Source organism: Pseudomonas sp. LJDD11, from assembly GCF_024584215.1.
In the GTDB taxonomy this organism is placed as follows: domain Bacteria; phylum Pseudomonadota; class Gammaproteobacteria; order Pseudomonadales; family Pseudomonadaceae; genus Aquipseudomonas.
In genome coordinates, this window is record NZ_JANJFL010000020.1 from 54,277 (window position 1) to 67,432 (window position 13,156).

Genomic DNA, 13,156 nt, shown 5'->3' on the forward strand with positions numbered 1-13,156 from the left:
TTAGTTTTGTTACACTGCGTGGAGGATTGAAACAAGTCAAGGAAGAGTGAAATGGATTTCGCGTGCCTCAAATCCACGCCGTCAGGCCGTGGTCGTCAAGGTGGTTTCACCCTCATCGAGATCATGGTGGTGGTGGTGATTCTGGGTATTCTTGCCGCCGTCGTGGTGCCCAAGGTGCTTGACCGGCCAGACCAGGCCAGAGCCACCGCCGCGAAGCAGGACATTGCCGGCCTGATGCAGGCGCTGAAGCTTTACCGCCTGGATAACGGCAGCTACCCGAGCCAGAACCAGAGCCTCAAGGCGCTGGTCGAGCGCCCCGCCAATGCCAGAAACAATAACTGGCGCGCCTACCTTGAACGTTTGCCCAACGACCCTTGGGGACGTCCTTACTATTACCTCAACCCCGGTGCCAATGGTGAGATCGATGTCTTCTCGCTGGGCGCCGACGGGCAGCCTGACGGCGACGGCGTAAATGCCGATATCGGTTCCTGGCAGCTGTAAGCGCCGCCGTGAGCCCTCATCTGCCCACCCGCCAGCGCGGCGTCGCGATTATCAGCGCCTTGCTGATTGTCACCGTAGTGGCGGTGATTGCCGCCGGCATGCTGGCGCGCCAAGGGGTGTTCACCCGTACGCTTGAGGCCGAGCAGTTTCGGGTGCAGGGCAGCCAGGTGCTGCTGGGCGGCCTGGAGGCGGGCCGCCGCTTGTTGTGGGTTGCCGGCCAGCAAGATTCGGTCACCCGGCCCGATCAGCTCTGGAATCAGCCGCTCGGGCAGTACGGCCCCGGCAATGCCGGCCAGACGCTTGAGGCGCGCCTGCAAGACCAGCAGGGCAAGTTCAACCTGCATAATCTGTTGCTTAACGAACGGCTCGACAGCGGTCAACTGCGCAGCTTCGAGCGGTTGTGCGCAATGATTGATATCGACCCCGGCCTGGCGCGGCGCATCAGTGCCAGGGTCATTGCGTCTTTCCCGCATTATCCTGAGGGCGCTGACAGCCTGGCCACGGGGCGCGATTCGGGCGGTTTTTCCAATCGGCTTGATGCGGCGCGCCGGCCAGTGCCGGCAAGCTTGCCAATACTCAGTCAGTTGAGCGACCTGCGCAGCATTGCGGGTATTGATGAGGCGGTGCTGGAGCGGCTGGGCCGTTACGTCAGCATCATTCCGGGCAATACCTGGGTCAACAGCAACACGGCCAGTGCCGAAGTACTGGCGGCCGTGGTGCCGGGGCTGGCGCTGGACCAGGCCAGGGTGCTGGTGCAGGCGCGTGATCGTGGCCAGTGGTTCATCAACCGTGGTGACTTCGTCAACCGCCTGGGGCTTGCGCAGGTGTCGATCGACAGCCTGAATGTCGGCATCACCAGCGAATGGTTTCTGTATCAGGGCCAGACCCGCCAAGAGCGTCGGCGCAGTTCGCTGGAAGCCTTGCTGTATCGTACGCAGCACGAGATGCCGCGAGTGATCTGGGCGAGGCCTGGGGTATGAGCCGGCTGCGCATTGCCCTGCCGCCGCTGCGTGAGCTGACCCCCGACAGCCCGCTGGAGTTTGCCCGCCTCGACCGTCATGGGCAGCTGCTGGAAGCTGCCCACAGCACAGTCCGGCAGTTGGGCAGCACCGGGCCGGCCAGCGCCGAGTGTTTTTTGCACCCTTCAGACACCGTGCTCACCCGTTTACCGTTACCGCCGCTCTCGGCCGGCCGGCTCGGCGCTGCCGTGGCGTGCGCCGTCGAGGCGATGGTGCTGGGCAGCCGTCAGGCGCTGCAGGTCGCCCATGGCCGCCGCGGCGATGACGGGCAGGTGCCGGTCGGATGGCTGGCCAAGGCCGACCTGCAGCGTCTGAGCCTGGCATTGACCCAGCACCGTCTGAAGCTGGCCGGTTTGTATCCGGCGCCGTACCGGCTGGCGTTGGCCCCGCAAGGGTCGATCAGCGCCAGCGTCGAAGACGGGCACCTGCTGGTGCGTCATGGCCTGGATCACGCGGCGGTCGAGCCGATGCTTGAGGATCATCTGGAGCCGTTGGCGCTGCGCGGCAGCCTTGTGCACTGGATCGGTGAGCCGGCCCCGCAAGGTGCGCAACCGCACACGGCGCCTGAACAGCGCTGGTCGGGGCCGGTGCCGGGCTGGGGGCTGCAGGGTTCGCCAAGCCGTGCAGGCGCCTCGACACCGGGCTGGGGCAAGGCGTTGGCCTGTAGCGCGCTGGCGATCACGGTATGGTTGCTGGGCCTGAATTTTTACGCCGCGCGTGAAGCGCAGCACGGCCAGCAACTCAAGGCGCAGATGAGTGCGCAAGTCCGCCAGGCCTTCCCGGAACTGCCGGTGATTCTCAACCCGCTACAGCAAGCCCGCCAGCAGTTGGCGGCGCGGCAGGGTGGCTCGGGGCACATGCCAGCGCAGAGCTTTGTGCCCATGCTGCAGCAGGCCGGCGAGGCGCTGCCGGCACTGGTCGGCAGCGTCCAGCGGCTGAGCTTCAGCAACGGCCAATTGCAGTTGGAGCTGGCGGCGGACAGTGCGGCACTGGCGCCTGACCAGACCGTGCAGGCAACCCTGGCCCAGGCGGGGCTCAGCGCCGCGCGCACTGACCGGATCTGGACCCTGAATGCGGCGCCAGCCACGGCGGACATTCGTGACCAGCCGCTGGAGGACATCGATGAGTAAGCGGTCGCCGGCCATTATTCGCGCCCACTGGCTGCGCTGGCGTACGCGCGGCCAGGCGGCCTGGCAGGCTCTGTCGCTGCGCGAACAGCGGGTGCTGACGGGTGGGGCGCTGCTGCTGGTCGGGCTGTTGTTGTGGGCACTGTTGATTCAGCCACCGCTCAAGACCATTGCCTACTGGCAAGCGCAAACGCCCAAGCTGCAAGGCCAGGCCCAGGCCTTGGAGAGCTTGCTGCGCGAAGCCGGTGTGCAGGCCGCTGGCGGCGACACCGAGCAAGCGCTCAGGCAGGGCCTGGAGGCTTACGGGCTGGCCGGGCATTACCAGTTGCAGGCCGGGCCCGATGGCGGCTGGCAGTTGACGTTCGATGCGGCCCCGGCCGATGCGCTGATCGATTGGCTGCTGGGGCGGCAACGGCCCGGCGCGCTGCCGGTCGTCGAAGCGCACCTGCAACGGGCCGGCGATAACGCTACCGATGACAGCGCTGGGACCTTGTCTGGCACTGTTCGCATGGATCAGGCGCAGGGCGCTAAGGAAGCTTCATGAAGGGGTCACAATCCAAGGCAGGACGCAGGGTATTGCCGCTGCTGTTGTTGCTGGCATTGAGCGGCTGCGCCAGCAGCCGCGCGCCGCACCAGCCGCCTTTGCTGGTCGACAGCGAGCTGGGCCGGCCGCTGGCCGATACCCCGCGCAGCGGCGATGCGCTGCTTGATCGCCAGCGTGCGCAACAGCAAGCGCGGCCTGCGCCACGGCAACTGCATAACATCAGCGAGCGCGGCCGTACCGCCGCCAGCAGCGGTGGCCGATCAGCGGCCGGTCTGGGGTTGGGCGAGCAGCCGGTGACGCTGAATTTTGTCGAGGCCGATATTCAGGCTGTGGTGCGTGCGCTGTCGCGCGCCACCGGCCAGCAGTTTCTGGTCGACCCGCGGGTCAAGGGCAACCTGACCCTGGTTTCCGAAGGCCAGGTGCCGGCGCGTCAGGCTTACAGCATGCTGCTGGCGGCGCTGCGCATGCAGGGCTTCAGTGTGGTGGATGTCGGCGGGGTCGCGCAGGTGGTGCCGGAAGCCGATGCCAAGCTGCTCGGCGGGCCGATCTACAGTGCCGACAAACCGGCCGGCAACGGCATGATCACCCGCACCTTTCGGCTGCGTTATGAAAACGCGGTGAACCTGATTCCGGTGTTGCGCCCGATCGTGGCCCCCAATAACCCGATCAACGCTTACCCCGGCAACAACACCATCGTCATCACTGACGAGGCCGATAACCTGGCGCGGGTCGCGCAACTGATCGAGCAGATCGACACCCCCAGCGCCATTGACACCGATGTTGTGCAGATCCAGAACGGCATTGCCGTGGACATCGCGCCATTGGTGGCCGAGCTGCTTGATGTACCGGGTGGTGACCCGACCCAGAAGATTTCGGTGATCGGCGATGCGCGCTCCAACACCATCATCCTGCGCGCCGGCAGCCCCGAACGCACGCACCTGGCGCGCAACCTGATCTACAAGCTCGACAATGCGCAAAGTAACCCGAGCAATCTGCATGTGGTTTACCTGCGCAACGCCCAGGCCAGCAAACTGGCGCAAGCGCTGCGCGGTCTGCTGACTGGCGAGAGTGACAGCGGCAATGGTGACCCGGCGCGCTCGATCCTCAGCTCGATGGGCAGCAACTCCGCGCAGAACGGGCAAAGCCAGAGCTCATCCGGCAGCAGCAGTGCAGCGTCAGCCAGTGCGTCGAGCAGCGCCGTGACCAGTGGTTTTGGCCAGTCCAGCGGCGCTGCTTACGGCCAGGGCACCGCGGCGGCAGGCGAGCAGAACGTCGCGTTCAGCGCCGGTGGCGTGACCATCCAGGCCGATACCACCACCAATACCTTGCTGATTTCCGCGCCGGAGCCGCTGTACCGCAACCTGCGCGAGGTCATCGACCTGCTCGACCAGCGCCGTGCACAGGTGGTGATCGAGAGCCTGATCGTCGAGGTGGCCGAGGACGACGCCAACGAATTCGGTGTGCAATGGCAGACCGGCAACCTCAATGGCAATGGGGTGATCGGCGGTGCCAACCTGGGCGGCTCGGGGCTCAACCTCAATGGCCAGAGCAGTGTCGATGTGCTGCCCCAGGGGCTGAACCTGGGCTACGTCAATGGCACCGTGGAGATCCCCGGTATTGGCCGCATCCTCGACCTCAAGGTGCTGGCCCGCGCCTTGAAGAGCAAGGGCGGCTCCAACGTGTTGTCGACGCCTAACCTGCTGACCCTGGATAACGAGGTGGCGAGTATTTTCGTCGGCCAGACCATTCCGTTTGTCAGTGGCAGTTACGTGACCGGTGGCGGTGGCACCAGCAACAACCCGTTCCAGACCGTGACCCGCGAAGAGGTCGGCCTGAAACTCAATGTAAGGCCGCAAATTTCCGAAGGCGGCACGGTCAAGCTCGACATCTATCAGGAGGTCAGCAGCATCGACGAGCGTGCGTCGTCGACTTCCAGTTCCGCAGGCATTGTCACCAACAAGCGTGCCATTGATACCAGCATCCTGCTCGATGACGGGCAGATCATGGTGCTGGGCGGCCTGCTGCAGGATGGCTACAGCCAGAGCAACGAAGCGGTGCCGTGGCTGGGCAGCCTGCCGGGCGTCGGCGCGCTGTTTCGCAATGAGCGGCGCTCGCTCAACAAGACCAACCTGATGGTGTTCCTGCGCCCTTACATCATCCGCGACAGCGCGGCAGGACGCAGCATCACGCTCAATCGTTATGACTTTATCCGCCGTGCCCAGAGCGCGCTGCAACCGGAACGCAACTGGGCAATGCCGGATATGCAGGCGCCGCAGTTGCCGCCTGCCGCGTTGGGTGTGCCGGCGCCGCGTGGCAGTGCGCTGCCCGTGCAAGGAACGCCAGCGTTATGAGCGCCTTGCCCTATGCCTGGGCCAAGGCCCAGCGCATTTTGCTCAGCGCAGACCCGGATGGGGCGGTACTGACGGTTTGCCCGTCGACCCCGGGCTGGTCGATCAGCGAGGTGCGGCGCCAGTTCGGCCCGGCGCGCTTGCAGCGGGTACGCGATGACGAGCTTGACGGTTTGCTGGCCAGTGCCTACGCCGATACCGGCAGCGCGGCGGCAGTGGTCGGTGCGGCGGAAAATGAAGTCGATCTTGACCGGCTGATACAGGACATGCCGGAAGTCACCGACCTGCTCGACACTCAGGACGGCGCGCCGGTGATCCGCATGATCAATGCCCTGCTGACCCAGGCGGCGCGTGACCAGGCAAGCGACGTGCACATCGAACCGTTCGAAACCCATTCGGTGGTGCGTTATCGGGTCGATGGCACGCTGCGCGAGGTGGTTTCGCCGCGCAAGGCGCTGCACGGCGCGCTGGTGTCGCGGATCAAGATCATGGCCCAGCTCGACATTGCCGAGAAACGCTTGCCCCAGGACGGCCGTATTGCCTTGCGGGTCGCCGGGCGGCCGATCGACATTCGTGTTTCGACCGTGCCCACCGGCCACGGTGAGCGGGTGGTGATGCGCCTGCTCGACAAACAGGCCGGGCGTCTGCACCTGGAAAGCCTGGGCATGGACCCACAGTTGCTGGCCCGGCTCGATACGCTGATCCGCCAGCCCCACGGCATCGTGCTGGTCACCGGCCCCACCGGCAGCGGCAAGACCACCAGCCTGTACGCCGCGCTGGCTCGGCTTGATGCGACCATCAGTAACATCATCACCGTGGAAGACCCGGTCGAATATGACTTGCCGGGCATCAGCCAGATCCAGGTCAACGCCAAAATCGACATGACCTTTGCCCTGGCGTTACGCGCCATCCTGCGCCAGGACCCGGACATCATCATGATCGGCGAGATTCGCGATCTGGAAACGGCGCAGATCGCGGTCCAGGCCTCACTCACCGGCCACCTGGTGCTGGCCACCCTGCACACCAACGATGCGGTGTCGGCGGTCAACCGTCTGATTGACATGGGCGTCGAGCCTTTTCTGCTCGCCTCATCCATGCTCGGCGTGCTGGCCCAGCGCCTGGTGCGCTGCCTGTGCGTGCATTGCCGGCAACCAGACCCGGCTGCGCCCGGCACCTGGCGGCCGCTTGGCTGCGTTGAATGCAACCACACCGGCTACAGCGGCCGTACCGGGATTCATGAGTTGTTTTGTATCGATGACGATATCCGCAGCCTGATCCATCAGGGCGCGGGTGAACTGGCTCTGCGGGCCGCGGCGCAGCGTAACGGCATGCTCAGCATGCGTGACGATGGCGAACGCTGGATCCGCAACGGTACTACCGCGCCGCAGGAAATCCTGCGCGTGACACGGGACGTGTGATGAATCGCTACCGGTTTGAAGCCGCCGACGCCAATGGCAAGCTTGAGTCCGGTCTGTTGGACGCAGACAGCCAGAGCGCGGCGCTTGGCATTCTGCGCAGCCGCGGCCTGACGGCGTTGTCGGTGCACCAGCAAGACAGCACGGCCAGCAACGGTGGCGCAGGACTGTTCAGCGCGCGGCTGACGGACAACGATCTGGCCTGGGCCACCCGCCAACTGGCGAGCCTGCTCGGTGCCAGCCTGCCGCTGGAAGCCGCCCTGAGCGCCACCGTCGAGCAGGCTGAACGCAAGCACGTCGCCCAGACCCTCAGTGCAGTGCGCACTGATGTGCGTGGCGGTATGCGCCTGGCCGACGCGCTGGCGGCGCGGCCCCAGGATTTTCCGGACATCTACCGAGCGCTGATTGCGGCCGGTGAAGAGTCCGGCGACCTGGCCCAGGTCATGGAGCGACTGGCCGACTACATCGAGGAGCGCAACAACCTGCGCAGCAAGATTCTGACCGCGTTCATCTATCCCGGCGTGGTCGGGCTGCTGTCGGTCGGCATCGTGATCTTTCTGCTCAGCTATGTGGTGCCGCAGGTGGTCAGTGCGTTTTCCCAGGCGCGCCAGGACCTGCCGGGGCTGACCGTGGCGATGCTCGAAGCCAGCGATTTCATCCGCGCCTGGGGCTGGCTGTGCGCCACGATGCTGGCCGGTGGCTTCTGGGCCTGGCGGCTGTACCTGCGCCGGCCGGCGGCGCGCCTGAGCTGGCATCGCCGGGTGCTGCGGCTACCGCTGTTTGGCCGCTTCGTACTGGGCCTGAACACCGCGCGTTTCGCCTCGACCCTGGCGATCCTTGGCGGCGCCGGGGTGCCGCTGTTAAGGGCGCTGGAGGCGGCGCGTCAGACCTTGTCCAACGACCGGTTGAGCCTGAGCGTCAGCGAAGCCACTGCCAAGGTGCGTGAAGGTGTGAACCTGGCCACCGCGCTGCGCATGGAGAATGTATTCCCGCCGCTGCTGATTCACCTGATTGCCAGTGGTGAGAAAACCGGCTCGCTGCCGCCCATGCTCGACCGTGCGGCGCAGACCCTGTCGCGGGATATCGAACGCCGGGCAATGGGCATGACCGCGCTGCTGGAGCCGTTGATGATCGTGGTCATGGGCGCGGTGGTGCTGCTGATCGTCATGGCCGTGCTGCTACCGATCATCGAGATCAACCAGCTGGTGCAGTGACGCGTCAGGCGTAATAAAAAAACCCTCGTTGCCGAGGGTTCTTCATGCGCGGGTCACCGGGCTGGGTCAGAGTTTGCCGGCACCGGCCTTGGCTTTGACGTCGGCGGCCACTTTGTCGGCGTTCAACGGGTTGTAGCTGTAGGGTGGGGTCCAGCCGATGTTCGAACTCCACGAGCAGCTCAGCGTGCTGCCATTGAGGGTCGAACCCTGGTCGCGGTAGACGCTGCCACCGTAGTCGCCGGCGATCTTGCTGCAGCCGCTGATACCGGAGATTTCAAAGGCGTTCTTCTCGGAATAGATCTTCGAGTTCTTGCCAACGCCATGGGCATAGCTGAACGGGTAGACCTTATGGCTGGTGCTGCCCACATGGTAGTTGTTGTACAGATGCACCTGGCCGAACCGCACCCGTGGTGCGCGGGCCGAGATGTTCTCGAACAGGCTGTTATGAATGGTGACCTTGAGTTTGCCGTCATCGGTGGTGCGGCTGTCGCTGGAGCCGATGAGGTTGTTCTTTTCGTGGGACTTGAACGCCGTGTAGGAGATGGTGACGTAGTTGGCGCCATTCTTGACGTCCAGCGCACCGTCGTGATGCTGCTTGGGACGACCATTGGCGGTGCCGTTCTGGTCATCGGTGCGGCGACCATCGGTGAAGGTCACGTGGTCCACCCACACGTTGTTGGCACCTTCGATGGTCAGACCATCGTATTCGGAGTTCCAGTTGCCTGCACTGCCGTCATCGGCATCCCAGATCGGCTCGGGATCCCATGGGTTCTCGATGGTGATGTTACGGATGATCACGTCGTTTTCTTTGGCGTAGAAGAAGCCTTCGCGGATTTCGGCATTGTTGGTGATGCCGACGATGGTGGTCTTGCCCGGAATGTCCAGGCGGCCGCGTTTTTTCATGTCTGCGGTGGTGGTGTAGGCCTTGCCTTCGCTGATATCAATGATGCCGCTGATCTTGATGATCCGGCCATTGCTGCCAACTGACGCGCTCAGCGCACTTTTTAGCTCGGCGGCGTTCTTGACGGTGTAGATGTTGTTGGCCGCAGCACGCGAGCCGCCTTTGGTGCCGCCGTTTTGGGTGGCCCAGCCGGTGGTGGCGACGTCGGTGGCGATATCGGCCTGGGCAGCCAGGCTGGTGAACAACAGCGAGGCGACAACAGCGCTCGCCAATTTGCTGGCAGTGAAAGTTGCAGGCTTGGTCATAAGTAATCGGATCCTTGATTAACTTGAGTATTTAACGCACCGGGTAACCGGAACGTTGCTCGAGCGGACGTCCTTATCGCCTTCTAGCAGCGAATAACGTCCGCTGCGAGAAGCAGCCTAGCAGTTTATTGGTGTGTTGTCGTATGACTTTTTTGGCAAAAGTGAGCACTCTTTCACGCTATCCCGTTCATGGTTGATAGTGCCTGAGTGCGCGCACCAAAGAGCTTGAAAGAGCGCCCATAGATAGTCAGGCTTTATAGATAAATCTATTAAATTCAGTTGGTTAATGAGTCTGTTGGTTGGCTTTAAAGGTTTTGTTGGCGAGGGGCTGAATAGTGACGGGTTAGTGCGTGAGTAGAATGGTAACTTTTCTTTTGTTGTGTGATGAGGTTTGCTTAGTTGGGCTTTGGTCGCTCTAGTTCGAGCGTATCATCGTGATTGGCGTTGGCTGGACATTGCGCGACCGTTACCGGGTAACGACGGCTGTAACATTTTTCCGTCGCCCGGCCCTGGCAGCGTTTACGGCAAAAAAAACAAGCCCCGCCAGGCAAGGCCTGACGGGGCTCGGGATGTAGCAGTCGCAACAATGTGCCGCCTTACAGCGCCATATCGGTCGCTGCGTTGCTCTCACGTGGCTTGGCCGGTGTTGCTGCCGGGGCAACTGCAGTGTTGCCGTTCACTGCCGGCGGGGTCGGCAGTTGCAGCACTTCAGCGGTGTAGGCCCACTCTTTGGCAACTGCTTCAGGGCTGCTGTTGAGCTTGGTGCCATAGCTAGGCACGATCTGGTGCAGCTTTTCCTGCCAGGCCGGGGTGGCGACTTTGTCTTTGAAGACCTTCTCCAGCACGCTCAGCATGATTGGAGCGGCAGTCGAAGCACCCGGCGATGCGCCCAGCAGGCCGGCGATGCTGCCGTCCTTGGATGCAACGATCTCGGTGCCCAGTTTCAGCACGCCGCCTTTTTCTTCATCACGCTTGATGATCTGTACGCGCTGGCCGGCTTGCCACAGACGCCAGTCTTCTTGCTTGGCGTTCGGGAAGTATTCGCGCAGGGCTTCCAGGCGATCTTCGTCAGACAGCATGACCTGGCCGGCGAGGTACTCGATCAGCGGGTACTCTTTGATGCCGACCTTGGTCATTGGCCAGATGTTGTGGGTGTTGGTGCTGGTCAGCAGGTCCAGGTACGAGCCGTTCTTCAGGAACTTGGTCGAGAAGGTCGCGAATGGGCCAAACAGGATGACGCGCTTGCCATCGAGCACGCGGGTGTCCAGGTGCGGAACCGACATCGGTGGTGCGCCGACCGAAGCTTTGCCGTAAGCCTTGGCCAGGTGAGCTGCCGCGATTTCGGTATTTTCGGTCACCAGGAACGAGCCACCCACCGGGAAGCCGGCGTATTCCTGGGCTTCAGGAATACCGGATGCCTGCAGCAGGTGCAGGGCACCACCGCCGGCGCCGATGAACAGGAACTTGGCGTCGGTCGAGTTCTCGGTGCCATCTTTGAGGTTTTTGTAGGTCACGCGCCAGGTGCCGTCGGCATTGCGCTTGATCTCTTCGACTTCGCTGGACAGCTTGAGGTCGAAGTTAGGCTTGGTTTTCAGGTGGCCGACGAACTGGCGAGTGATCTCACCGAAGTTCATGTCCGTACCGATCGGGCTCCAGGTGGCGGCGATCTTCTGGCTCGGGTCGCGGCCTTCCATCATCAGTGGAACCCACTGTTTGATTTGCGCCGGATCTTCGGAATATTCCATGCCGCTGAACAGCGGGCTGGCTTTGAGCGCTTCATAGCGCTTTTTCAGGAACGCGATGTTCTCGTCGCCCCAGACAAAGCTCATGTGCGGTGTGTAGTTGATGAACGAGCGAGGGTCCTTGAGCACGCCGCTCTTGACCTGCCAGGCCCAGAACTGACGGGAGATCTGGAACGACTCGTTGATCTCGATCGCCTTGGAGATGTCGATCTTGCCGTCTTTGCCTTCTGGCGTGTAGTTCAGCTCGGCCAGGGCGGAGTGGCCGGTACCGGCGTTGTTCCAGCCGTTGGAGCTTTCTTCGGCTACCGCGTCGAGGCGCTCGACCATTTCGATCGACCAGCCTGGTTCCAGCTCGTTAAGCCAGATACCCAGGGTCGAACTCATGATGCCGCCGCCGACCAGCAGTACATCCACTTTTTTGGCTTCGGCAGCATGGGCAGACATGAAACCCGCCGAGAGTGCCAAGCCCAGCAAGGCCGTGTTCACTTTCTTAAACATGTTGTAGTTCCTAGGATTAATGCCGTCCTCCCACCATTCTTGGGCTGAGACTGGCCTGGCCGCAGGCATATCAGATGCCATTGGGGCCGGACCCATCCTCAACAAGACTGGAAGGGCGACTCACCAGATCGATAACGATCGACCTCATTGTTATGTCCCTCCCGTGCTGACTTCTTATAAGTTGTTGGCTTCAGCGACTTCGATGACACTTGTCTGCTCAGGTCTGGCTGGCGTCGTGGCGCCAGGGCAAGCCTGTTTAACTCACACCCATCAGTGGATCACGAGTCCCTTTCGTCAGGCTGTCGCAGTCTGTGCTGCGCGCTTTAGAGGCGTCAGAAACAGGGCCTGAACGATTCAGCCGGGCATTTTAGACGAAAACGCCCGTGATAAAGACCTCTAATAGATAGGGTCTTGGCAATTAGTGTGTTGATGGCATGTTGATGATGGCGAACATGCCGTTATCCGGCATGCGCCAAAGGGCACCATGACCCCGATCAGTCCGGCGTGGTCGGGCTGATTTTGCTTTCCAGTTGCGCAACTTTGGCTTCCAGTGCTTCAAGGCGCGCACGTGTGCGGGCGAGGACGGCCATCTGGCTGTCGAACTCTTCCCGGCTGACCAGATCGAGTTTGCTGAAAGCACTTTGCAGCACAATCTTGAACTGGCTTTCGAACTCGCTGCGCGGCAGCGGCGTCTCGCCATTGAACAGGCGCGAAGCGTGGTCGCTCAGGGCATCGAGGAGGGCTTTGGGGGCGAGCATGATCAATTCCCGGACTCAAGAGGGCTGGCAGTGTAGCACGAGCTGCTGTGGGGCATTTTCCCTCGGTCAGATGCACGTTTATTGCGCACAAGGGTGTGCACGGACGCACCGTTATTGTGCGGGCGGCGGCCGCCTATGCCAGGTGTTGCAGGCCTGTAAGGCAACAACCACCTGAATTCAGTGACTTTTTCCGACATGGCAAGCTTTCTGCAATAGACCTTCGTGACTCCTGCACTGATGCAGTCGACGTGACAAATGCAGTGCGGCAGGCACAACGGAGAAGTAGATCGTCAGATGCGTTTATCTGGCGTCGGTGTCGACCTGAACAGGCGACCGACACGTTACAAAGCCAGGCACTGAGCTTAGACTTGAGACGGGTTTGTTTTCCTGGGGCAAGTCCACCAATTCGGGAGAGAGTTTCATGAAACTAGTCACTGCAATCATCAAGCCGTTCAAACTCGATGACGTACGCGAATCGTTGTCCGAGATCGGCGTGCAGGGCATCACTGTCACTGAGGTCAAAGGCTTCGGACGTCAGAAAGGTCACACTGAGCTGTATCGCGGTGCTGAATACGTTGTCGACTTCCTTCCCAAGGTGAAGATCGATGTCGCCATTGACGACAAGGATCTGGACCGGGTTATCGAAGCCATTACCAAGGCTGCCAACACCGGCAAGATTGGCGACGGCAAGATTTTCGTCGTGAATCTGGAACAGGCGATCCGCATCCGTACCGGCGAAACCGATACCGACGCGATCTAAGCCGCCAACCCCCCTAAAGCCCCA

Annotated in this window: 11 protein-coding genes; 8 read left to right on the forward strand and 3 right to left on the reverse strand. The window is 62.3% G+C overall.

Annotation, left to right across the window (positions count from 1 at the left end; genetic code table 11):
• Positions 1-51: 51 nt before the first annotated feature.
• From gspG to gspF, 7 genes are read left to right on the forward strand one after another with little or no spacing between them, the layout of a single operon-like run.
• Entirely contained in the window at positions 52-501 is a 450-nt protein-coding gene (gene gspG, locus NRB16_RS20590; RefSeq protein ID WP_045484903.1) for a type II secretion system major pseudopilin GspG, read from the forward strand.
• A gap of 8 nt (positions 502-509) precedes the next feature.
• The gene (gene gspK, locus NRB16_RS20595) at positions 510-1,481 is read left to right on the forward strand and encodes a type II secretion system minor pseudopilin GspK (RefSeq protein WP_257106826.1); all 972 of its coding nucleotides are present in this window, start codon (positions 510-512) and stop codon (positions 1,479-1,481) included.
• Positions 1,478-2,650, forward strand: coding sequence for a type II secretion system protein GspL (gene gspL / locus NRB16_RS20600; RefSeq protein ID WP_257106827.1), 1,173 nt, complete (start codon positions 1,478-1,480; stop codon positions 2,648-2,650). Before gspK ends, gspL begins: the two co-directional genes overlap by 4 nt.
• Positions 2,643-3,191 carry a type II secretion system protein M gene (locus NRB16_RS20605; protein ID WP_257106828.1) on the forward strand — a complete coding sequence of 183 codons (549 nt, stop codon included), beginning with the start codon at positions 2,643-2,645 and terminating at the stop codon, positions 3,189-3,191. The genes gspL and NRB16_RS20605 overlap by 8 nt, the downstream gene beginning before the upstream one ends.
• Positions 3,188-5,542: a type II secretion system secretin GspD gene (gene gspD, locus NRB16_RS20610; RefSeq protein WP_257106829.1), complete on the forward strand. Its 2,355-nt coding sequence runs from the start codon at positions 3,188-3,190 to the stop codon at positions 5,540-5,542. Before NRB16_RS20605 ends, gspD begins: the two co-directional genes overlap by 4 nt.
• Positions 5,539-6,957 carry a type II secretion system ATPase GspE gene (gene gspE / locus NRB16_RS20615; protein ID WP_253139897.1) on the forward strand — a complete coding sequence of 473 codons (1,419 nt, stop codon included), beginning with the start codon at positions 5,539-5,541 and terminating at the stop codon, positions 6,955-6,957. Before gspD ends, gspE begins: the two co-directional genes overlap by 4 nt.
• Positions 6,957-8,168 (forward strand): type II secretion system inner membrane protein GspF, encoded by a 1,212-nt coding sequence (gene gspF / locus NRB16_RS20620; protein WP_045484889.1) that lies wholly within the window; start codon positions 6,957-6,959, stop codon positions 8,166-8,168. Before gspE ends, gspF begins: the two co-directional genes overlap by 1 nt.
• Positions 8,169-8,234: 66 nt before the next feature.
• Here the strand turns inward: gspF and NRB16_RS20625 are convergent, their stop codons facing one another.
• From NRB16_RS20625 to NRB16_RS20635, 3 genes are all read right to left on the reverse strand, one after another.
• Entirely contained in the window at positions 8,235-9,374 is a 1,140-nt protein-coding gene (locus NRB16_RS20625; RefSeq protein ID WP_253139898.1) for a polysaccharide lyase family 1 protein, read from the reverse strand.
• Positions 9,375-9,970: 596 nt separating this feature from the next.
• A complete protein-coding gene (mqo, locus tag NRB16_RS20630; RefSeq protein WP_045484883.1) occupies positions 9,971-11,614 on the reverse strand; it encodes a malate dehydrogenase (quinone) in 1,644 nt (547 codons plus the stop codon).
• A 494-nt stretch (positions 11,615-12,108) separates the two neighbouring features.
• On the reverse strand, positions 12,109-12,372 hold the full coding sequence (locus NRB16_RS20635; RefSeq protein WP_045493999.1) for an accessory factor UbiK family protein: 264 nt from the start codon (positions 12,370-12,372) through the stop codon (positions 12,109-12,111).
• Positions 12,373-12,793: 421 nt separating this feature from the next.
• Here NRB16_RS20635 and glnK point away from each other — a divergent pair, with 421 nt between their 5' ends.
• The gene (glnK, locus tag NRB16_RS20640) at positions 12,794-13,132 is read left to right on the forward strand and encodes a P-II family nitrogen regulator (RefSeq protein WP_002555808.1); all 339 of its coding nucleotides are present in this window, start codon (positions 12,794-12,796) and stop codon (positions 13,130-13,132) included.
• The last annotated feature ends 24 nt before the right edge of the window (positions 13,133-13,156 follow it).

Coding starts and splice junctions, on each gene's coding strand:
- gspE (WP_253139897.1), top strand. CDS start 5,539: ATGAGCGCCTTGCCCTATGCCTGGGCCAAGGCCCAGCGCATTTTGCTC.
- gspG (WP_045484903.1), top strand. CDS start 52: ATGGATTTCGCGTGCCTCAAATCCACGCCGTCAGGCCGTGGTCGTCAA.
- glnK (WP_002555808.1), top strand. CDS start 12,794: ATGAAACTAGTCACTGCAATCATCAAGCCGTTCAAACTCGATGACGTA.
- NRB16_RS20635 (WP_045493999.1), bottom strand. CDS start 12,372: ATGCTCGCCCCCAAAGCCCTCCTCGATGCCCTGAGCGACCACGCTTCG.
- gspF (WP_045484889.1), top strand. CDS start 6,957: ATGAATCGCTACCGGTTTGAAGCCGCCGACGCCAATGGCAAGCTTGAG.
- mqo (WP_045484883.1), bottom strand. CDS start 11,614: ATGTTTAAGAAAGTGAACACGGCCTTGCTGGGCTTGGCACTCTCGGCG.
- gspD (WP_257106829.1), top strand. CDS start 3,188: ATGAAGGGGTCACAATCCAAGGCAGGACGCAGGGTATTGCCGCTGCTG.
- NRB16_RS20625 (WP_253139898.1), bottom strand. CDS start 9,374: ATGACCAAGCCTGCAACTTTCACTGCCAGCAAATTGGCGAGCGCTGTT.
- NRB16_RS20605 (WP_257106828.1), top strand. CDS start 2,643: ATGAGTAAGCGGTCGCCGGCCATTATTCGCGCCCACTGGCTGCGCTGG.
- gspL (WP_257106827.1), top strand. CDS start 1,478: ATGAGCCGGCTGCGCATTGCCCTGCCGCCGCTGCGTGAGCTGACCCCC.